This window comes from Amycolatopsis sp. NPDC050768, from assembly GCF_040654155.1.
In the GTDB taxonomy this organism is placed as follows: Bacteria; Actinomycetota; Actinomycetes; order Mycobacteriales; family Pseudonocardiaceae; genus Amycolatopsis.
This window is the reverse complement of record NZ_JBFAHL010000016.1, coordinates 1-20,776: the sequence shown is the minus strand read 5'-3', so window position 1 is coordinate 20,776 and position 20,776 is coordinate 1. Positions and strand designations below refer to the sequence as shown.

General features: G+C 70.7%; 16 protein-coding genes. 8 read left to right on the top strand and 8 right to left on the bottom strand.

Features of this window, described 5'->3' with window-relative positions; genetic code table 11:
* Positions 1-108 precede the first annotated feature (108 nt).
* Positions 109-1,116 (bottom strand): LacI family DNA-binding transcriptional regulator, encoded by a 1,008-nt coding sequence (locus AB0H62_RS36500; RefSeq protein ID WP_220243056.1) that lies wholly within the window; start codon positions 1,114-1,116, stop codon positions 109-111.
* A gap of 75 nt (positions 1,117-1,191) precedes the next feature.
* Complete coding sequence (locus AB0H62_RS36495; RefSeq protein ID WP_360591166.1) at positions 1,192-1,944, bottom strand: IclR family transcriptional regulator C-terminal domain-containing protein; 753 nt, start codon at positions 1,942-1,944, stop codon at positions 1,192-1,194.
* A 142-nt stretch (positions 1,945-2,086) separates the two neighbouring features.
* On the opposite strand from AB0H62_RS36495, the gene AB0H62_RS36490 reads away from it, so the two are divergent.
* The 6 genes from AB0H62_RS36490 to AB0H62_RS36465 all read left to right on the top strand — a co-directional run bounded on the left by AB0H62_RS36490 (position 2,087) and on the right by AB0H62_RS36465 (position 7,928).
* The gene (locus tag AB0H62_RS36490; protein WP_220243054.1) at positions 2,087-3,409 is read left to right on the top strand and encodes an aromatic ring-hydroxylating dioxygenase subunit alpha; all 1,323 of its coding nucleotides are present in this window, start codon (positions 2,087-2,089) and stop codon (positions 3,407-3,409) included.
* Positions 3,409-3,873 (top strand): aromatic-ring-hydroxylating dioxygenase subunit beta, encoded by a 465-nt coding sequence (locus tag AB0H62_RS36485; protein ID WP_220243053.1) that lies wholly within the window; start codon positions 3,409-3,411, stop codon positions 3,871-3,873. Before AB0H62_RS36490 ends, AB0H62_RS36485 begins: the two co-directional genes overlap by 1 nt.
* Positions 3,870-4,832: a 4-hydroxythreonine-4-phosphate dehydrogenase PdxA gene (locus AB0H62_RS36480; protein ID WP_360591164.1), complete on the top strand. Its 963-nt coding sequence runs from the start codon at positions 3,870-3,872 to the stop codon at positions 4,830-4,832. Before AB0H62_RS36485 ends, AB0H62_RS36480 begins: the two co-directional genes overlap by 4 nt.
* Positions 4,829-5,827: a 2Fe-2S iron-sulfur cluster-binding protein gene (locus AB0H62_RS36475; RefSeq protein WP_360591162.1), complete on the top strand. Its 999-nt coding sequence runs from the start codon at positions 4,829-4,831 to the stop codon at positions 5,825-5,827. The genes AB0H62_RS36480 and AB0H62_RS36475 overlap by 4 nt, the downstream gene beginning before the upstream one ends.
* A 68-nt stretch (positions 5,828-5,895) precedes the next feature.
* Complete coding sequence (locus AB0H62_RS36470) at positions 5,896-6,576, top strand: alpha/beta hydrolase (RefSeq protein ID WP_360591160.1); 681 nt, start codon at positions 5,896-5,898, stop codon at positions 6,574-6,576.
* Positions 6,573-7,928: an MFS transporter gene (locus AB0H62_RS36465; protein WP_220243049.1), complete on the top strand. Its 1,356-nt coding sequence runs from the start codon at positions 6,573-6,575 to the stop codon at positions 7,926-7,928. The genes AB0H62_RS36470 and AB0H62_RS36465 overlap by 4 nt, the downstream gene beginning before the upstream one ends.
* A gap of 55 nt (positions 7,929-7,983) precedes the next feature.
* On the opposite strand, the gene AB0H62_RS36460 is transcribed toward AB0H62_RS36465, so the two are convergent.
* Together AB0H62_RS36460 and AB0H62_RS36455 are read right to left on the bottom strand one after the other, a co-directional pair.
* Complete coding sequence (locus AB0H62_RS36460; protein WP_360591157.1) at positions 7,984-10,185, bottom strand: discoidin domain-containing protein; 2,202 nt, start codon at positions 10,183-10,185, stop codon at positions 7,984-7,986.
* A 32-nt stretch (positions 10,186-10,217) separates the two neighbouring features.
* Complete coding sequence (locus tag AB0H62_RS36455) at positions 10,218-12,458, bottom strand: discoidin domain-containing protein (RefSeq protein WP_360591397.1); 2,241 nt, start codon at positions 12,456-12,458, stop codon at positions 10,218-10,220.
* A gap of 348 nt (positions 12,459-12,806) precedes the next feature.
* Here AB0H62_RS36455 and AB0H62_RS36450 point away from each other — a divergent pair, with 348 nt between their 5' ends.
* Complete coding sequence (locus AB0H62_RS36450; protein ID WP_360591156.1) at positions 12,807-13,775, top strand: alpha/beta hydrolase; 969 nt, start codon at positions 12,807-12,809, stop codon at positions 13,773-13,775.
* Between the two features lie 3 nt (positions 13,776-13,778).
* Here AB0H62_RS36450 and AB0H62_RS36445 read toward each other — a convergent pair whose 3' ends face one another.
* Together AB0H62_RS36445 and AB0H62_RS36440 are read right to left on the bottom strand one after the other, a co-directional pair.
* Positions 13,779-14,306 (bottom strand): DUF4232 domain-containing protein, encoded by a 528-nt coding sequence (locus AB0H62_RS36445; protein WP_220243046.1) that lies wholly within the window; start codon positions 14,304-14,306, stop codon positions 13,779-13,781.
* Positions 14,307-14,537: 231 nt separating this feature from the next.
* Positions 14,538-17,135, bottom strand: a complete 2,598-nt coding sequence (locus tag AB0H62_RS36440; RefSeq protein ID WP_220243045.1) for a bifunctional FO biosynthesis protein CofGH — start codon at positions 17,133-17,135, stop codon at positions 14,538-14,540.
* Between the two features lie 153 nt (positions 17,136-17,288).
* Between AB0H62_RS36440 and AB0H62_RS36435 the strand changes: the two genes are divergently transcribed.
* The gene (locus AB0H62_RS36435) at positions 17,289-18,893 is read left to right on the top strand and encodes a transposase (RefSeq protein ID WP_360591153.1); all 1,605 of its coding nucleotides are present in this window, start codon (positions 17,289-17,291) and stop codon (positions 18,891-18,893) included.
* 11 nt (positions 18,894-18,904) lie between these two features.
* On the opposite strand, the gene AB0H62_RS36430 is transcribed toward AB0H62_RS36435, so the two are convergent.
* Both AB0H62_RS36430 and AB0H62_RS36425 read right to left on the bottom strand, forming a co-directional pair.
* Positions 18,905-19,654: an SDR family oxidoreductase gene (locus AB0H62_RS36430; RefSeq protein WP_220243043.1), complete on the bottom strand. Its 750-nt coding sequence runs from the start codon at positions 19,652-19,654 to the stop codon at positions 18,905-18,907.
* 8 nt (positions 19,655-19,662) lie between these two features.
* The gene (locus AB0H62_RS36425) at positions 19,663-20,493 is read right to left on the bottom strand and encodes an alpha/beta fold hydrolase (protein WP_360591150.1); all 831 of its coding nucleotides are present in this window, start codon (positions 20,491-20,493) and stop codon (positions 19,663-19,665) included.
* Positions 20,494-20,776 lie beyond the last annotated feature (283 nt).

The following is a 20,776-nucleotide window of genomic DNA, read 5'->3' as shown; positions in this document are numbered from 1 at the left end:
TCTTCTCGCGGTCGCGACGGCTGTGTCGTGATGGCCGTCACTCTAAAGTGTGAGACCAGAACGCCGCAATAACCCGACGAGGATTTGCAAGTTACGAACAGGACGTGATCACGCCCGGTGCCGCGCGGTCGACCCCCTCACCACGAGCTCGGGAGCGAACAGCAGTTCCTCGGCCGCGACCTCGCCGCCGTTGATCCGCTTCACGAGCAGCTCCACCACGGCGCGGCCCATCGCCTCGATCGGCTGGCGCGTGGTCGTGAGTGGCGGGTCGGTGCAGTTCATGAGCGCGGAGTCGTCGTAGCCGACCACGGAGATGTCGTCCGGCACCGAGAGGCCTTGCCGCCGCGCGGCGCGGATCGCGCCGAGGGCCAGCAGGTCGCTCGCGCACAGCACGGCGGTGGCCCCGCGCGGGTACAGGCGAGCGGCCGCGGCGTGCCCGCCCTCGATGGAGAACATGCCGTGCTCCACCAGCTCGTCGAGCACGGGCAGGCCGAGTTTTGCCGCGTACGAGCGGAAAGCCGCGAGCTTGCGCTGCGACGGCACGTGGTCGGCCGGGCCCAGGACCAGGCCGATCTTCTCGTGGCCGAGCGAGCTCAGGTGCCCTACGACCTGCTCCACGGCCACCGCGTCGTCGCACGAGACCTGCGGCAGCCCGAGGTGGTCGACGGCGGCGTTGATCAGCACCGTCGGCAGCTTGCGCTCCACGAGGTGGTGGTAGTGCGTGTGCACGGCGTCGGCCTGGGCGAACAACCCGCCGGCGAACACCACCCCGGACACCTGCTGCTGCAGGAGCAGCTCCACGTACTCGGCTTCGGACACCCCGCCGGCGGTGCGCGTGCACAGCACGGGCGTGAACCCCTGCTGGGCCAGCGCGTTGCCCATGATCTCGGCCAGCGCGGGGAAGATCGGATTCTGCAGCTCGGGCAGCACGAGCCCCACCAGGCGGGCCCGTTCCCCGCGCAGCTGGGTGGGGCGTTCGTAGCCCATCACGTCCAGCGCGGTGAGAACGGCGGCCCGGGTACTCGCGGAAACCCCGGGCCGGCCGTTGAGTACCCGGCTGACCGTGGCTTCGCTGACCCCCACCTGTCGGGCCACTTCGGCAAGTCGACGCGTCATGGCTGAAACTTTACTGCAACGGCTCGCAAAATCTCGACTTCACGGCGCGAGGGTGCTGACACGCTGAGCCACCGGTTACAGCTTGCGCCCCAGCTGCTCCGCCTGGTCGAGCAGTACCGGCAGGAACTCGTCGCGCAGCTGGTCCATCGAGATGCGGCCGGCGGTGGCGCTCACCGACATCGCGGCGACGGTGCGGCCGCGCGAGTCGAGCACGGGTACGGCGAGCGAGCGCAGGCCGTATTCCAGCTCCTCGTCGGTGAACGCCGCGCCTTCCTCTCGTACGAGGTCCACCCGACGGCGGATCTCGTCGGCGGTCACCGGTGTTTTCGGGGTCCTGGGGTGGAATTCGGACCGGTCGAGATAGGCCGTCAAGTCCTCCGTGGACAGTGCGGAAAGGAGCACGTGCCCGGTCGCCGACGCGTACGCCGGCACGCTCGCCCCGATGCGCACGCCCGTGTTGACGATCCGCTTCACCTCGCTGCGCGCGATGAACAGCGCCTCGTCGTTCTGCAGCACCGCCAGCGATGCCGACTCCTGCACGTGCTCGCGCACCGCCGCCAGGTGTGGCTGCGCGAGCTGCGGCAGCGCTGTCGACTCGACGTACGCGTCGCCCAGGCGCAATAGGCGCGGGGTGGGCAGGAAGTGCTTGCCGTCGTGGGTGAGGTATCCGAGGTCGACGAGCGTGAGCAGGCAGCGGCGGGCCACGGCGCGGTTGAGGCCGGTGAGGCGCGCCGCGTCGCTGATCGCGAGCTTCGGAGACGCCTCGCCGAACAGCTCCAGGATCGCCAATCCCTTGGCCAAACCGGCCATTCCTTCGGCTGCGGGCACGGCTCTCCCCGGAGATGGGTCTTGACGGCAGGCCCTCGCTTGCCTTCAATGTGTTCGGCAAGTGAAACTGCGTTCGTTATTCGAACACTATCAGGGGTGCCGCTAGCTGTCGAGCGGCACCCCGGGCGAGGAGGAACCGACGATGGATCGCCTCACGGGGACCACTGCGGGCCGCGCACCCGACCGCAGCTGGCCGCGGTCGCTGACCCGGGTGCCGTACTGGGTTTTCCAGGACGAGGCGGTGTACCGCGCCGAGCAGGACCGGATCTTCCACGGTCCGCACTGGAGCTACCTGTGCCTCGAGGCCGAGCTGGCCGAGCCCGGCGACTTCTGCGCGACCTTCATCGGCGAGCAGCCGGTGCTGGTGACGCGCGACGTCGACGGCGAGGTGTACGCGTTCGAGAACCGCTGCGCCCACCGCGGCGCGCTGATCGCGATGGCCGACCACGGCAAGGCCCGCGACTTCACCTGCGTTTACCACGCCTGGACCTACAACCTGCAGGGCGATCTCACGGCTGTCGCGTTCGCCGAGGGCGTGGGCGGCAAGGGCGGGATGCCGCCGAGCTTCTGCCTGTCCGACCACGGGCCGCGCAAGCTGCGCATCGCCGTGGTCCACGGTCTGGTGTTCGGCACGCTGTCCAACGACCTGCCCGACATCGAGGAGTACCTGGGCGAGGAGATCCTCGACCGCATCGACCGCGTGCTCGGCGGCCGCAAGCCCGTGGTGCTCGGCCGGTTCGCGCAGCGGCTGCCGAACAACTGGAAGCTGTACGCGGAGAACGTCCGCGACTCCTACCACGCCAGCATCCTGCACTTGTTCTTCACGACGTTCGGGATCAACCGCCTGTCGCAGCGCGGCGCGATCATCGTCGACGAGTCCGGTGGCCACCACGTGAGCTACTCGGCCATCGACCGCAGCGCCACCGAGACCACCGAGTACCGCGATCAGAACATCCGGTCCGAGTCCGAATACCGCCTGGCCGACCCGTCGCTGCTGCAGGGCTTCAGCGAGGTCGGCGACGACGTGACGCTGCAGATCCTGTCCGTCTACCCGGGGTTCGTGCTGCAGCAGATCCAGAACTCCGTGGCCGTGCGTCAGATTCTCCCGCGTGGCACCGACGACACGCTGCTCAACTGGACCTACCTCGGCTTCGAGTCCGACACCGAGGAGCAGCGGCTCGTCCGGATGAAACAGTCCAATCTGGTCGGTCCCGCCGGCTACGTGTCCATGGAGGACGGTGGCATCGGCGGCTTCGTGCAGCGCGGCATCGCCGGTGCGTCCGACGAGTACGCCACCCTGCAGATGGGCGGCGACACCGCGGAGTCGAGCGAAAGCCGGGTCACGGAGGCGTCGGTCCGCGGGTTCTGGCTGGCCTACCGCCAGTCGATGGGTTTCGTGCCCGACGACGACGCGCCGTTGCCCGAGATCGGCAAGCACGAACGCACCCGGGTGGTGCGTGCCTGATGGACAACCAGGTCGCCATCGCCCGCGCCCAGGCGCACTACGCCCGCTGCATCGACGACGGGCCGCTCGAGGACTGGCCCACGTTCTTCACCGAAGACTGCCACTACCGCGTGACGACAGCCGACAACTACGCCCGCGGCCTGCCCGCCGGCCTGATCTGGGCCGACACCCGCGGCATGCTGACCGACCGCGTGTCGGCGCTGAAGGAAGCCAACATCTACGAGCCGCACGTGTACCGCCACATGCTCGGCCAGCCCGCGATCCTCACCGAGTCCGGTGGTGACGTCGAGAGCGAGACGCCGTTTTTCGTGCTGCGCGTGACCGGCGGCGGGCCGACCGACCTGTTCGCCAGCGGTCGTTATGTCGACCGCTACCGCGTCGAGGGCGATCAGGCTCTGCTGCGCGAACGCGTGGTCGTGTGCGACAGCAAGGAGATCGACACGCTCCTGGCGCTGCCGCTGTGAGCCGGGTGCTGCTGGCCATCGGCGACCCCAACGGCATCGGGCCCGAGATCGCGGTCGCGGCCGCCACGCAGGCCGAGGACCCGCCGGTGCTGGTGGGCGACCATCATGTTCTCGCGGATCTGGCCGCCGCGAAGGGTTTCCGGCTGCGTGAGCACGCGCCCGGCGCCCCGGCGGAGGACGGTCTGCTCGACCTCGTGGACGTCGGGCACCTGCCGCCGGACGAGTTCCGCCCGGGCGTGCTCAGCGCCGAGGCGGGCGCGGCGACGATCCGGTACGTCAGCACCGCCGTCACGCTCGCCCTCAGCGGCGGCTACCGCGGCGTGGTCGCCTGCCCGCATTCGGAGACGGCCGTACACGCCGCGGGCATTCCGTTCCGCGGCTACCCGCCGGTGATCGCGCGGCTCACCGGCGTGCCCGAGGACCGCGTGTTCCTGCTGCTGTCGGGCGGTGGCCTGAACATCGTGCACGCGACCCTGCACGAAGGCCTCGCCAACGCACTCGCCCGGCTCACCCCGGAGCTCGTCACCGCTGCCGGGAAAGCGCTGTGGGAAGCCCTGCGGACGTTCGGCGTCGCCGTCCCGCGCATCGGTGTCTTCGGCATCAACCCGCACGCGGGCGAAGGCGGCCTGTTCGGCACCGACGACGAGGGCGTCACCGCGCCGGCCGTGGCTTCCCTTGTCGCGCAAGGCATCGACGCCGTCGGCCCGACCGGCGCCGACGTCGCGCTCACCACCCCGGGCCACGACGGGTTCGTCGCGCTGTACCACGACCAGGGCCACATTCCGGTCAAGCTGCTCGCCGGCCGCACCTCGACCGCGTTGACCGTGGGCGCCGGCGTGCCGTTCTGCAGCGTCGGCCACGGCACGGCGTTCGACATCGCCGGGCGCGGTGTCGCGGACCCGACGGCCGTGGTGCGCGCGCTGGGCCTGTTCGGACGAACGAAGGAGACCACCGCATGATCACCGTGGCGGACACGGACGTCGAGATCCCGTGCGACGACGGGCAAACCGTGCTCGAAGCCGCCGAGAACGCGGGCTGGGCGATCCCGTACTCGTGCCGCAAGGGGGTCTGTACGTCGTGCACCGGCTCGCTCGTCGCGGGTTCGGTGGTGGTGCGCGGCCGCGGTGAGCTGACGGGGCCGGCCGACGGCGTGCTGCTCTGCCGCGCCGAACCACAAGGCCCGGTCGTGGTCCGGCCGCGCCGCATCGAACGCAGCGAGCCGCCGCGGCGCAAGAAGCTCACCACGGTGGTGCACCGCATCCGCCATCCCGCGCCCCGCGTCACCGTGCTCGACCTGCGGTTCCCGATCGGGCGGCGCGCGCCGTTCCGCGCCGGGCAGTTCCTGGAAGTGCAGCTGCCGGACGACGAACCGCGCCCGTACTCGCTCGCGAACCCGCCGCACCACAACGACGCGGTGCAGCTGCACGTCCGCACCGAACCGGGCGGACGCTTCTCCGAGCACACGGTGGGGGCACTGAGGCCCGGCGACACGCTCGACGTCGAAACGCCGTTCGGCGAGTTCGTGCTCGACGACGGCGCCGGACCCATTCTGCTGCTCGCCACGGGCACCGGCTTCGCGCCGATCCAGTCGATCGTGCTCGACCTCATCGCCCGCCGCAGCACCCGGCCCGTCCACCTCTACTGGGGCGCGCGCACGGAGGCGGACCTCTACCTGGCCGAGCTCCCGGAGCGCTGGGCAGCCCGGCACAGCTGGTTCGACTACACGCCGGTGCTTTCCCGCCCGGGCAAGAGCTGGTCCGGCGCCACCGGCCACGTCCAGCACACCGCGCTCGCCGACCACCCGGAGCTGACCGGCCACCGCACGTACGCGTGCGGCAGCGAAGCGATGACCACCGACGCCCACGACCTGCTCACCGGCCGCGGCGGGCTGCCGGCCGAGAGCTTCCTGGCCGACTCGTTCGTGCCCGCCGCCGAGCCCCGCATTCCCGCCTGACCGCTTTCCGTACTGCGTTTCCGTACTGCGTTTCCGTCAGACCCCACCACGATTCAAAGGAGAATCCCATGGACTTCGTGCTCGTCCACGGCGCCTGGTACGCCGGCTGGAGCTGGCGGGAAGTGGCCGACGCGCTGCGTGAGCAGGGCCACGAGGTGCACGTCGTGGAGCAGCTGCCCAGCGGGGGACCGGACCCGGCGGCGTTCGGCGACGTGTCTACGGACGTCGCCCACGTGCGTGAACTCATCGACGGCCTCGGCCGTGACGTCGTGCTGGTCGGGCATTCCTACGGCGGCATCGTCGTCGGCGAGCTCTCCGACCACCCGCGCGTGCGTCACAGCGTCTTCCTGTCCGCGTTCCGCCCGCGCCGCGGTGAGAACCTGCTCGACATCCGCTCTCCGCACCCGGAGGAGTGGATCGTCCCCCGCGAAGACGGCACGCTGCACGTCACCGACGACCACGAGTTGGCCCGCAAGGTGCTCGCCCCCGACCTCGACGAAGCCGCGTTCGCCGGCGTCCACGGGCAGCGCCGCGCGCACGCGGCCGTCACCTTCACCCAGCCGGCCACCGAACCCGAGCGCACGCACCCGGTCACCTACGTTGTGTGCGAGCGCGACGAGGCGATATTCCCCGTGGACCAGGAGAAGATGGCCGCGGGCGCCGACCACGTCGTGCGCCTCGACGCCCCGCACCTGGCCCCGCTGACGCACCCGCGTGAAGTGGCCGACCTGCTGGCCGGCACCCGGTGACGGCGGGCGTCCGCCTGACCGGGTTCGTCGACGGCAAGCGCGTCAGCCCGTTCCAGTACGGCACGGTGGTGCTGTGCGGGCTCGTGATGTTCTTCGACGGCTTCGACACGCAGGCCATCAACTACCTCGCTCCGCACATCGCCAAAGATTGGGGGCTGAAGGTCGCGGTGCTCGGCCCGATCTTCTCCTCGGCCCTGGTCGGCCTGATGATCGGCTACCTCGTGCTTTCGCCGCTGTCCGACCGCTTCGGCCACCGGCGGCTCGTGATCGCGGGCACGGCGTTGTTCGCGCTGACGAGCCTCGTGTCCGTCTGGGTCGGCGGCGTGGCCGAGCTCGTGGTGCTGCGGCTCATCACGGGCATCGGTCTCGGCGCGGCGGCGCCCAGCGCGGTCGCGCTCACCGCCGAGTACACCCCGAAACGCCTGCGGGCGAGCTTCGTCCTGGCGATCTACTGTGGATTCTCGCTCGGGTTCGTCGTGGCCGGGGTGGTGTCGGGCTGGCTCGTGCCGACGGCCGGCTGGCGTTCGGTGTTCCTCGTGGGTGCGCTGGCGCCCCTGGTGATCATCCCGCTGATGCTGAAGTTCCTGCCGGAGTCGCTCGTGTTCCTGGTGGGCCGCGGCGCGAACTCCGAACGCGCGTACCGGCTGTGCCGCCGCATCGACCCGGCGTTGCCCGCGGAGACACAGCCGGTGAGCGTCGACGTGGCCGAAGCCGGTGGCCGCGTGAAGCTGAAGGCGCTGCTGGCCAACGGCGGGGTGCTGAGCACAGTGCTGCTGTGGGTGGTCTTCGCCGTCAACCTCGGCGAGTTCTATGCGCTGCAGAGCTGGCTGCCGACGATGCTCACGAACCTCGGTTTCGCGAACGGCACGGTGGTCACGGCCACGAGCCTCACGACCGTCGGCGGCATCGTCGTCGCGCTCGTCGTGGGGCCGGCGATGGACCGCCTGGGCGCGTTCGGTTCGCTGGGTGCGTTGTTCGTGGTGGGCGCGGTGTTCCTCGCGGTGACCGGGCCGGCGTTCCACGCGCCGGTGTGGATCCTCCTGGCGGCGATGTTCCTCGTCGGCTGCGGGGTCAGCGGTGGCCAGAAGGCGCTGATCGCGCTGGCCGCCGTGGTCTACCCGGTCAACATCCGCTCGACGGGCGTCGGCTGGGCGCTGGGCATCGGCCGCCTCGGCGGGATCCTCGGCCCGCTCGTCGTCGGCGCCGCGGTGGCCGCCTCCTGGTCCCCGGCGGCGATCTTCCTGGCGTTGTCCGGGCCGATGCTGGGGTGCGCGGTGCTGATCCTCTACCTGGGACGGCGGGCTCGGCGGACGGCCGAGGTCGCCGAGCTGGAACCGGCTCCCGCGGTGTGACAGGAAGGGCTCCCTGCCGTCGACACCGCCGGCCGGGGAGCCCTTCTCCGTCAGATCACGCCGCGGCCACCTCCAGTTCCGAGACCTGCCCGGCCGGCCAGCCGGTGTTGCCGGTGATCGTCACGCGCACGAAGCGCTGCGTCGTCGTGCCGAAACTCGCCGACGCGGTGTTGCCGGACGACGGGCTGAAGTTCCAGCCGCGCGAGGCGACCAGCGTCGTCCACGAGCCGCCGTCGGTGCTGCCCTGCACGGTGAGCGTCTGGGTGCGGGCGCCCCAGTCGCCCGAGGGCGGCAGCTTCAGCGTCACCTTGTTGATCGCCGCCGGGTCACCGAGGTCGACGGTCAGCGTCTGCGGGAACGCGTTGTTCGTGCTCTCCCAGTAGGAGCTCGCGTTGCCGTCCACGGCATCGCCCGGCGGGAAGCCGCCCTGCGAGCCGCTCGCCGTGATTGCCTTGCCGCGCGCGATGTTCGCGCCCGACTGCGGCGGCTGAGGCGGGCCGGAGTTCGGCGCGGGCCAGCCGGCGCAGTCGTTCCAGGTGCCGGTCCAGCCGCTGTTGCCCGAACCGGTGAAGGTCATCTTCGGGATCGAGCTCGGGTAGGGGCAGTTGTACGTGCCGACCACGCCGACACCCGACGCCGTCAGGTTGCTGATCGACACCGTGCCCTGCGTCTGCGACTGCGCGACGAACGTGCCCGCGCCGCGCACGGTCACGCCGTCGATCGTGATGCCGCTGACCTGCTTGCCCGCGCCGTTGCCGTCGATGAACTGGATGGCCTCGTAGGGGCTGTCGATGGCAGTGAAGCCGTTGACGCGGATGGTCACGCCGGAAATGGCCTGGTCACGGGCGTCGAACCACAGCGCGCCGACGCCGAACTGCCAGTTGGGGTCGAGTGCCCCGGCCCGCAGCGCGGTGTTGTTCGTCAGCGTGACCGTGCCCGAGAGCGGCACCGAGTTGAACCGGTTGGCCACGAGGTAGCCGCCGCCGAGGGCGTTGGTGTCCTGGATGAGGTTGCCGCTGACGGTGTTGTTCGAGCCGCCGTAGAGGGCGATGCCGTTGGCCAGGTTCGGCTGCACCACGGTGTTGTTCGCGATGGTGATGCCGGCGTCGGCCTGGCCGTTGGACCACAGCGCGAGCGCGTCGTCACCGTTGTTGCGCAGGTAGTTGTTGCGGATGGCGGAGTTGGTCACGGCGCCGTCGAAGTTCACGCCGTCGGCCTGCGTGTCGAGGATGCGGTTGTTCTCGATCGTGAGGTTCGAGGACGCGCCGTTCATCAGCCACAGGCCGCACTTGGTGTCCTGGATCCACAGCCCCGAGACGACCGAGCCGTTGCCGAGCACGCCGTGGAACGCGTTGTCCGGGCTGGAGTCGTTGCGCTCGGAGACCGAGCCGAACACGGCGAAGTCGTAGAGCTTGATGTTCCCGGAAGCGCTGCCGTTGTTGAAGATGTTGTTGCCGTGCAGCACGGTGTACCACTGCCCGGCGCCGCGCACGGTGGTCTGGTCGATCTGCAGCGCCGACCCGATCTCGAACCGGCCGCTCGGCACCCACACTTCCTTGCCCTGCTGCCGGGCGGCTTGCAAGGCGTTGCGGAAAGCTTGCGTGTCGTCGCCGGCGTCGTTGGCCGTGGCGCCGTAGTCGGTGACCGACAGCGAGCCGGCCGGTTGCGCGCCGGCGCCCCCGACCTGCTCGAAGTCGGCGAGGTCGATCGTGGCCTGCCCGACGTCGCCGGAGTCCAGCTGCACCTTGACCTTCGCGCCCGCGGCGGCGTTCTGGCCGAACAGCAGACGGGCGTCGTCGAAGAAGTGGTGGGTCTTCGCGCCCGGGATGCCGGGGGTGTCGGTGTAGGTGTATTGCGACGTCACGGAAAGCCCGCTGCCGAGCTTGGTCCCGTTGACGTACACCGACATCCGGCCGGAGCTGCCGTCGGGCAGGTTGTAGTGGACGTTGACCGAGTTGGCCGCGGCCGGCAGCGTGAACTCCACGTACTGGCCCTGCCCGAGCCGCACGGCCTGGCGGCCGGACGCCTCGGAGGCCACCGTGGCCTGCGTGTAGTCGGGGCCGACGGCGGATCCGTTGGTGGCACTGCATTCGGCCTCGACGGTCCGGAACGGAACGCTCGCACCGCCGGACGCCGTGGCCGGGCAGGTCGCCGCCGCGGCGGGCGTGCCCGAGCCGACCGCGAACACGGTCAGCCCGGAGGACACCAGCGCCGCGGCCAGCAAGGCCGCCCTGGGTCGTGCTGAGGTGGGGGACATCTTTGTCCTTTCTGGGGATTTTCCGGAGAGGATCAGGACGCGTAGGCCTCGAGCTCGGAGAGCTGCCCGGCGGGCCAGCCGGTGTTGCCGGCGAAGCTCAGCCGCAGGTAGCGCGTGCTCGTGGGGCTCAGTGAGACGGTGGCGGTGTTGCCGCTCGCCGGGTCGAAGCGGTAGCCGGCTTCGGACTTGAGCGTGCTGAACGACGAGCCGTTGGTGGAGCCCTGAACGGTGAGCGTCTGGGTGCGGGCGCCCCAGTCGTTGGAAGGCGGCAGCTTCAGCACGAGCCGGCTGACATTCAGGGCGCTGCCGAGGTCGACGGTCAGCGTCTGCGGGAACGCGTTGTTGCTGCTTTCCCAGTAGCTGCTCGCATTGCCGTCCGCGGCGTTGGCCGGCGGGAAGCCGCCCTGGGAGCCGCTGGCCGTGGTTGCCTTGTGCAGCGCCAGGTTTCCGGTCGGCGGCTGCGTGGGCGTCGTCGGTGTCGTCGGTGTGGTCGGCGTCGTCGGGGGAGTCGTGCCGCCGTTGTCGCCGTTGTAGACCGGCGTCGGCCACGAACCGCAGAACGTCGTGGTCCAGCCCGAGTTGCCGCCCTGGTCGGCCAGGCCCGTCAGCGCGTCCGGGCCCATGCAGTTGTAGACGCCCGCGCGGCCGACGTTCGTCGCGACGACGTTCTTGACCGTACCGCTCGGTTTGGACTGCAGCTGCCACGCGAACGTGCCTGCGCCGGTGATCCGCAGGCCGTCGAAGTGCACGTCGGTGGTGGCGCCGTCGATGAACTGCACGCCCTCGTAGTTGTTGTCCAGCAGGTCGTTGTCCACCACGTCGATGCGGCCGGTGATGGCCGAGTCGCGACCGTCGAACCACAGCGCGCCGACGCCGAACTGCCAGTTGGAGTCGAGCACGCCGGTGCGGATCGCGGTGTTGCGCGTGACGGTGGTGGTCCCCGAGAGCGGCACGGCGCTGAACCGGTTGGCCACGTGGATGCCGCCGCCCTGGTCCTGGTTGTCGGCCACCACGTTGTCGGACACGGTGTTGTCGTGGCCGCCGTAGATCGCGATGTTGTTCGCGAGGATCGGCAGCAGCACCGTGTTGAACGAGAACGTGTTGTGGTGGTCGGCGTCGTGCTCGGCCCACATGGCGAGGCCGTCGTCGCCGGTGTTGCGCAGGAAGTTGTTCGTCACCAGCGTGTTGCTGATGCCTTGGTGCAGGTTGAGGCCGTCGGCCGTCTGGTCGAGGATCCGGTTGCCGCGCACGGTGAGCCCGTCGAACGGCCCGTCGAGCCAGAGCCCGACCTTCGTGTGCTGCAGCCACAGGTTCTGCACGACCGAACCGCCGCCGAGCGCGCCGCCGATGGCGTTGGACTGGTCGCAGTCGACCCGGGCCTGGACGTCGCCGATGATCGCGAAGTCATAGAGCCCGACGTTCGTGCTGCTCCCGGGCACCGCCGCGTTGCCGGGGTACGTCGGGGTGGAGCAGCTGGCCGGCTCGCCCTTGCCGAAGATGCCCGCGCGGGCGCCGTGCAGCTCGGAGTACCACGGTCCGGCGCCCCGGATCGTCACCTGGTCGACGGTGATGTGGTGGTTGAGCGTGAACGAGCCCGCCGGGATCCAGACCTGCTTGCCCTGGCTCTTCGCGGCGGCCGCGGCGGCGTCGAACGCACCCGCGTCGTCGCTCGTGTCGCCGGCGGTGGCGCCGTAGTCGGTGACACTCACGGCGTTGGCCGGTTTGGTCGCGGGCGCGGCGACCTGCTCGAAGTCGGCGAGGTCGACCGTCGCGGGGGTGACGTCGCCGGCGTCGATCTGCAGCTTGATCTTGGTGCCGGCAGGGTAGCTGGTGCCGAAGAGCGTGCGCACCTCGTCGTAGAAGTGGTGCGCCTTGCCCTGGCCGGGGTCGTTGCTGAAGGGGTAGCCGCCGTAGTACCAGCCGTAGCGGGAGGTCAGGTTCAGGTCGCGGTTGTGGGTGCCGTTGACGTAGACCGAGATCGTGCCGTTGATCCCGGTGCCCTGGGCACTGTCGGGGAGGCTGTAGCGGAAGTCGAGCGAGTTCGACGGGGCGCTGAGGGTGAACTCGACGTACTTGCCCTGGCCGGTCAAGGTGACGGCCTTGCGGCCGGAAGCCTCGCCGGCAAGGGTGCCGGCGGTGCGGTCGGGGCCGATCACGGTGCCGTTGGTGGCGGCGTTCTCGGCTTCCTGCTCGATGAACGGGACGGTCGCGCCGCGGCCGGCGACGGCGGCGTTCGGAGTGGCTGTCGCCGGGCTGCCGGGAGCCGCGATCACGGTCAGGGCGGTGAGGCCGGCGGCCGCGAGCACGGCGCTGCCGAGCGCGGCGATCTTTCTCGAGGTGGGTCGTCGTTTTTCGGGCGCGCTGAAGACACCTAGGGGAGACACGGAGCAGCACTCGCCTTTCGTCGGGGTCGGGTGCACTGGTGGGGACAGTGTGTGAGCTGGATCATACGAATTACCGACAGGAAATCGCAATAGTCGGACGGACTTACGCAAATTTTCGACATCCGACGTCATGGCTCGTTCGGCTCACGGATTTCCCGCCACCTGGCGGAGGTGGCGCGAGGCCCGGCCGGGCCAGGATGATCAGGCGAGAGCCACGACGTCCTGGGAGGTACCGAGATGACCGCGACCCGTCCGAAGGTGGGGCCGCCGCTGCCGTTCGACCCCGAGCTCGAGGTGGTGCTGGAGCAGATGCGGGCCGAGCGGCCGGCGCTCGACTCGGCCGCCGCGATCCCGGCCCTGCGCGAGGAGCGCGCCACGCGTGAGCTCTCGCTCGCCGACGTTGCGGCCGACGGCACTGTCACCCTGTCCGAAGTGGACGCCGACGGCGTGCCGCTCGTCATCGGCCGCCCGACCCACGCGACCGCCGACGCTCCGGTGCTCTACTGGATGCACGGCGGCGGCATGATCCTCGGCGGGCACCGCGGCCGTGATCTGCTGGTGCTCAAGGAGTACGCGGTTTCGCTCGGCCTCGCGTTCGTCTCGGTCGATTACCGCGTCGCCCCGGAACACCCGCATCCCGCGCCGGTCGAAGACTGCTACACGGGTCTGAAGTGGACAGTCGAGCACGCCGGTTCGCTGGGCATCGACGCCGCTCGCGTGGTCGTCGGCGGCGCCAGCGCGGGCGGCGGCTTGGCGGCCGCCGTGGCCCTGCTCTCGCGCGACCGCGGCGGCCCGGCGCTGCTCGGCCAGCTCCTGCTCTACCCGATGCTCGACGACCGCAACGACACCCCGTCGTCGTTCCAGATGGCAGGCCTCGGCGTCTGGGACCGCACCGCCAACGACATCGGCTGGACCGCGCTGCTCGGCTCCGCCCGCGGCGGCCCCGACGTCTCGCCCTACGCCGCCCCGGCCCGCGCCGCGGATCTGTCGGGCCTCCCGCCGGCCTTCCTGGACGTCGGCACCGCCGAAACCTTCCGCGACGAGGTCGTCACCTACGCCACGCGCCTGTGGCAAGCCGGCGTCCAGGCCGAGCTGCACGTCTGGCCCGGCGCCTACCACGGCTTCGACGGCTCGGCCCCGGACGCGGCGCTTTCGGTGCAGGCTCGCGCGGCGCGGGCACCGTGGCTGCGGCGGATCCTCGGCTGAGGCCTACTTCGGGAGGTCCTTCATCCAGGCGGTCACGGTGATCTCCCCGGTCGTCCCGAGGTCGGTCTCGAGCGGCACGGTCTGCTCGGCCTCACCCGGCGCCGCGACCACGCCCACCGCGGCGCCGGTCGTCGTGTCACCCGAGGTCACCGTGGCCGACCACGACACCACGCTCAGCAGCTTTTCGTGCGGTGCCAACGTGAACGGCTTCGGCCCGGGGTCCGGCGAGAAGTACGAGACCCCGTGGTGCACCTGGACATCCAGCGCCTTCCCGGTTCCGTCGAGGATCCGCACGGTGGGATAGCCATTCAGCGTGTGCGCTTCGGCGTCGTTGTTGGTCAGCGTCAGCACCGACGCCCGATGCCCGAGCCCGGCCTCGACGATCCCCGCGGAGACCACCAACGCCGGCGGCGGCACGACTCGCGACGAGCTCACCGGCGCCTGGGTGACCGGCGCCGACGGCTCCCCTGAACCGCACCCGACGGCCGCGAGGGCCACGACAACGACCGGCAACGCCTTGAAGATCCCCATGGCGAGGAAACCTAGCTCTCGACCACCCGGGACTGTGCCCGGCCCCGGGAATCGCCGGACAGACCCCGCCCTCCCGAGGGGGGCGTCCCACGTCCAGTCTATCGGCGACCACCGACAATTCCCGGCTCGCAGGCCCTCTCGAGGCCAGTTGTCCACACCCGATCGAGTGGAGACAGTGCGCATGAATGCGCCCCGGACCGAACTCGGCCCGGGGCGCAGCACCACCGAAACTCAGGAAGTCAACAACGGCAACAACGGCTTCCGCACCGCCGTCGCCACCCCGTCCGACGCCTCCGCGGCGGCAATGCGCTCAGCCGACGGCACTCCGTACCCCGTCGTCCGCTGACGCAACGGCCGGCCCAGCGGCTCGACCATCGCGCGCATGTCGCTGATCGTCTTGTACGAGCCGTTCGACGCGCCTGCCATGCGGGAGATCGTCTCTTCCATCAGCGTGCCGCCGATGTCGTTGACGCCGCCCTGCAGCACCGCCCGGCTGCCTTCCTCGCCGAGCTTCACCCAGGAGCTCTGGATGTTGTCGATCGTGCCGTGCAGGAGCAGCCGTGCCAGTGCGTGGACCGCGCGGTTCTCCCGCAAGGAAGTGCCGGGGCGAGCCAGGCCGGCGAGGTAGATCGGCGCGCTCTGGTGGATGAAGGGCAGCAGCACGAACTCGGTGAACCCGCGCCGGCCGTTGCGTTCCATGCCCTCGCGCTGCAACCGCGCCAGGAGCTTCAGGTGCGCGACCCAGTGGCTGGGGTTGTCGACGTGGCCGTACATCATCGTCGACGTCGTCGGGAGGCCCACGGAGTGCGCGGTGGTCACGACTTCGATCCACGCCGACGTCGGCAGCTTGCCCTTGGTGAGCACCCACCGCACGTCGTCGTCGAGGATTTCGGCGGCGGTGCCCGGCAGGGAGTCCACACCGGACTCCTTGGCCCGGATCAGCCAGTCGCGCAGGGACAGGTTGGTGCGCGACGCGCCGTTCACGACCTCCATCGGGCTGTAGGAGTGGAGGTGGATGTCGGGCCGGCGGCGCTTGACCTCGGCGGCGAGGTCGAAGTACGCGGTGCCGGGCAGATCCGGGTGGATGCCGCCCTGCATGCAGATCTCGGTCGCGCCCGCGGCCCACGCCTCGTCCACGCGGTCGCCGACCTGCTCCAGCGAGAGCGTGTACGCGTCGGCGTCGGTGCGCCGCTGGGCGAACGCGCAGAAGCGGCAGCCGGTGTAGCAGACGTTGGTGAAGTTGATGTTGCGGGTGACCACGAACGTGATGTCGTCGCCCACCGTCTCGCGCCGCAGGTCGTCGGCGATCCGCGCGAGGGCGTCGAGTTCGGGTCCGTCCGCGTGCAGCAGGGCCAGCGCGGCGTCGTCCGACAGGCCGGCCGGGTCCTTTTCCGCGCTGCGCAAGGCTTCCAGGATGTCCGTGTCGAACTTCTGCGGCCCCGTCTTGATCTTGCGGCCGATTTCCTTCCAGTCACCGTAGACGGAGTCGAAGTCGCCTCGACGGTCGTCGGTGCGGCCGGTGGTGTCGATCTCGGTGTGCAGGTCGGTGCGGCCCGACTGCTGCCAGCCGCCGTCCGGCTCCTGCCACGGGATCCCGACGGGCATCGCGTCCTCGCGCGCCAGCCCCGTCGCGGGGTCGACGAGCGCGGCCACGTGCCGCGTCACGCGCGGGTCGAGCCACGGCTCGCCGATGTTCACGAACTCGGGGTAGATGGTCAGCCGCTCGCGCAGCGTGAAGCCGGCCTTCTCCGTCTGCCGGGCCAGCTGGTCGATCTGCGGCCAGGCACGCTCGGGGTTCACGTGGTCCGGGGTCAGCGGCGAGACGCCACCCCAGTCGTCGATGCCGGCGCGGATCATCAGGTCGTACTGGTTGCCGATGAGGTTCGGCGGCGCCTGGATGCGCATCTTCGGCCCGAGCACGAGCCGCGCCACGGCGATGTTCGCCGCGAGCTCCTCGAGATCGGCGTCGGGCGTCGCACGCATCTTCGTGTCCGGCTTCGCGCGGAAGTTCTGGATGATGACTTCCTGGATGCCGCCGTACTCGCGAGCGGTCTTGCGGATGGCGAACATCGCGTCCGCCCGCTCCTCGTGCGTCTCGCCGATGCCGATCAGGACGCCGGTCGTGAACGGCACAGAGCTGCGCCCTGCGTCCTCCAGCACGCGCAGCCGGACGGCGGGATCCTTGTCCGGCGAGCCGTAGTGCGGGCCGCCCTTCTCGCTCCACAGCCGCGTCGCCGTGGTCTCGAGCATCATGCCCATCGACGGCGCCACCGGCTTGAGCCGCTGGAAGTCCTGCCAGCTCAGCACGCCGGGGTTCAGGTGCGGCAGCAGGCCGGTTTCCTCCAGCACGCGGATGGCCATCGCGCGGACGTAGGAGAGCGTGTCGTCGTAGCCGTGGGCGTCGAGCCAGTCGCGCGCCGCCGTCCAGCGGTCCTCGGGCCGGTCGCCGAGTGTGAACAGGGCTTCCTTACAGCCCATCTCGGCGCCCTTGCGGGCGATCTCGAGGACCTCGTCGGGCGAGAGGAACGGCGACTCGAGCCGGCCCGGCACGGTCACGAAGGTGCAGTAGCCGCAACGGTCGCGGCACAGCCGCGTCAGCGGGATGAAAACCTTGCGGCTGTAGGTGATGACGCCCGCGCGCCCGGCGGCTTCGAGGCCGGCGTCGCGGATTCGGGAGGCGTGCTCGGACAGCGTCTTGAGGTCGTCGCCGCGCGCGTGCAGCAGCACGGTGGCCTCGGCGAGGTCGAGCGTCTTCCCGTCCCTGGCCCGCGCGAGCGCGCGGCGCATCGCCGACGGGGTGGGGGCGGTCAACTCGGGTTCGGGTGCCATTCCCGTCACGCTAGGACCAGCTCGCAGAGGTGGGCCAGTGCGTTGTCCGCCACGTGCTCACCCGTTCGGAAGAGACGATCATCCGCGCTGGTCAGAGGCGTGGAAAGGTTGTCGATCACCCGCGGAACGTGTATTACCTAAAGTGTGGCATCGGTGATCGGGAAGCGCATCGGCGGCCGGACGTACTACTACCTGGCCGAATCCGCGCGGGTCGACGGCGCGCCGCGGGTGGTGACGCAGCGGTACCTCGGCACGGCCGAAGACATCGCCGGCGCGCTGCCCGGCGGCGCGGAACCGGGCGGCGCGCGGCACCGCACGTTCGGTGATGTGGCCGCCGTGTGGGGCACGATCCAGCGCCTCGATCTCGTCCGTCGGGTCGACGCCGTGGCGGGCCCGCAGCGCGCGAAGACCACGCTCGGGTTCCACGTCGCGCTCGCCGTGCTGCACCGCGCGACCGGCGCCGGTGTGAGCTTCGAACAGTGGTGGGCCGGCTGCGCGGCGCAGGATCTCGTGCGCCCGCGTCCGCCGAAGGCCGCCGTCACCACGGCGGCCCACTGGCGGGCGTTGCAGCGCCTGACGCCGGAGCGCATCACCGGCGTCGAAACGGCGGTCGCCGAAGCCGTGCTCGACCTGCTCGGCGACGACGGCACCTCCGCGCTCGCGGTGGACGTCCCGCAGTTCGCGGCCTTCACCGCCGCCGACTGCACGGTGCCCTCGGCCTGCCAGGATGCGCTGGCCGGACTCGGCCTCGTGGTCACGCGCGACGGCGCGATCCCGCTCGCGTCGCGGGTGTACCGCAGGGACAGCGGCGCGGCGCCGACGTTCGGCGCGTTGGCGGGGGAGCTGGGCGAGCGCTACCCGGCCACGGACGTCACGCTCGTCTTCCACGCCGGGCAGGCCGCGCAGCTCGACCTCGGCGCGCGGCGCGGGTTCGTCGGCTCGCTCCTGCCGGCCGACCACCCGGACCTGCTCACGCAGCCCGCTTCGGCCCGCCGGCGCGTGGACCCGGAACGCTTCGCCGGGCTGACCGCGATCGACACCCGCGCGACCGTCGACGGCGTGCGGCGCCGGGTCATCCTCACGCACTCGGCCACGCTGTACGCCGCGCAGTACCGCGCGTTCACCGACGAGCTGAGCACCGCGATCCGCGAGCTCGACGGCCTGGCCGCGGCCCTGGAAGCCGGCACCCACCGCGGCGACCGCACGCAGGTCCACGCCGAGATCTCGCGGGTCACGCGCGGCCGCCGCGTCGGCCGGGTCCTGGAAGCGACGCTCACCGGTACCCGGCCGGGGGAGATCCGGCTGACGCGCCGGGTCGACGAGGCGGCCGTCGCGCGGCTGGTGGACGAGTACTTCGGCAAGCAGATCCTCGTGACCGACCGCGACTGGCCGGTGGCCGAGATCGTCACCGCTTACCGCGCGCGGACCTACCTGGAGTCGACGTTCCGCTGGCTCACCGGCCCCGCCGCGGTCGGCCCGACGCCGCGGTGGGAGTGGACCCCGCACCGCGTCGCCGTGCACGCGCTGGTCTCGGTGCTCGCCGCCACCGTCACGCACCTCATGCGGCGCGAGGCCGACCGCGACGGGATGAACCTGTCCGTGGGCGAGCTGCTCGATCAGCTATGCGGGATCGGCGAGACGGTGCTGCGCTACCCGTCCACCGGCGGGCGGCCGCGCAGCCGCCGCATCCTCACCGACCGCGACCCGGCCCAGCAGGCGCTGTTCGACCTGTTCGGGCTGGAGCGATTCGCGCCCTAGATTTTCGAGGCTCAGCTCTCGCGGTGGATGGTCAGGGCCGAGAAGCTCTGCACCACCGGCATGATCTCGATGACGTTCACGTTCACGTGCGGCGGCTGCGCGGAGGCCCAGAACACGGACTCGGCGATGTCGTCGGCCGTGAGCGGGGTGGTGCCGGCGTAGACGCCTGCCGCCTTGTCGTCGTCGCCGAAGCGGACGTTGGAGAACTCCGTGCCGCCGACCATGCCGGGCTCGATGTTGGTCACGCGCACACCGGTGCCGCGCAGGTCGCTGCGCAGGTTGAGGCTGAACTGGTGCACGAACGCCTTGGTCGCGCCGTAGACGTTGCCGCCGGGGTAGGGGTAGGTGCCGGCGATGGAGCCGATGTTGATCACGTGGCCGCTGCCACGCTCGACCATGCCGGGCAGCACCGCGCGGGTGAGGTGCACGAGACCGGTCACGTTGGTCTCGATCATCTGGTCCCAGTCCTCGAGCTTGGCCTCCTGCGCCGGCTCGAGGCCCTTGGCCAGGCCCGCGTTGTTCACGAGCACGTCGATCCGGCCCCAGTCGCCGGGCAGCGCGCCGACGGCCGCGACGATCGCGTCGCTGTCGCGCACGTCGAGCACCACGGGCAGCACGGACTCGCCGAGCTCCGAGGTCAGCGCGGCGAGCCGGTCGGCGCTGCGGGCCGTGGCGACGACCCGCGAGCCCTCGGCCACGAACCGGCGCGTGATCGCGGCACCGAACCCGGCACTCGCGCCGGTCACGAATACGGTCTTCATGGGGTGGGTCACCGTTCTTCCGCCTGGTGGTCCGGCCGGGGCCGGAGTGCGTTCAGGAACCGGCCGAACACGTCGTTGAACCCGGCCGCGGACTCCAGGTTAGGCAGGTGGCCCGCGCCTTCCAGCACCGCCAGTGCGGAACCGGCCACGAGTCCGTGCATGAGCTGGGCGTCGGACACGGGGGTGAACTCGTCTTCGCTGCCGACTGTCACCAGAGTGGGGACGTCGACCTGTTCGAGGGTCACCCGGTAGTCGGGGCGCAGCGCACGGGCCCGAAGCGCCGCGGCGGCGCCGGCGGGTGGCGTGGTGCGCATCATCGTGAGGACGTGCTGGGTGACCTCGGGGTTCTTCGCGCGAGTTTGCGGGGAGACCATCTTCGGGAGGAGCTCGTCGGCGTAGTCGCTCATCCCTTGTCGCTCGATCCTGGTGGCGGCGGCTCGTCTGTTCTGGCGACCCTCGGGGGTCTCGGCGGTGGGGAAGGTGTCGGCCAGGAGGAGCGCCTGGACGCGCTCGGGGTGGTCGGCGACGGTCTGCATGGCGATCTGGCCGCCCATGGAGAGGCCGCCGAGGACGAACGTGGCGAGGCCGAGGTGGTCGGCCAGCGCGATGAGGTCGCGGGTGAAGTCGCGGAGGCCGGTCACTGCGGGGCCGGTGCTCTCGCCGTAGCCGCGGAGGTCGGGAACGACGACGCGGAAGCCCCGTTCGGCGAAGTGCTCGGTCTGGGGCTGCCACATGGAGCGGTTGAAGGGGTGGCCGTGGACGAGGAGCAGCGCCGGGTCGCCGGTGCCTCGGTCGTCGTAGGTGAGGACGGTGCCGTGGCCGGTGTGGAGGGTGGGCATGGGGCTGACGGTAGGCAGAGCTTTGGATCGGTGCAATACGCCGCAATGTGGTCGGAGCAATGTTTTCCGCCGGCCGACGAGGCGGCTGGACGAGGTGTTCGGGGCCGCGGCGGGCCGTTTCCGGAGATAACACGGGGTTTGACCTGGGAAGATCGAGTTAAGGGACCCCCCTGTTTTGGGGGGTTTTCGGCCATGTAAAGTTCTCCAAGTCGCCAGGGAAACCGGGCGGCCACCGGGACACGAACCAAGCTCTCGCCTCAGGCGATTGAGTGGGTGGCCCAAA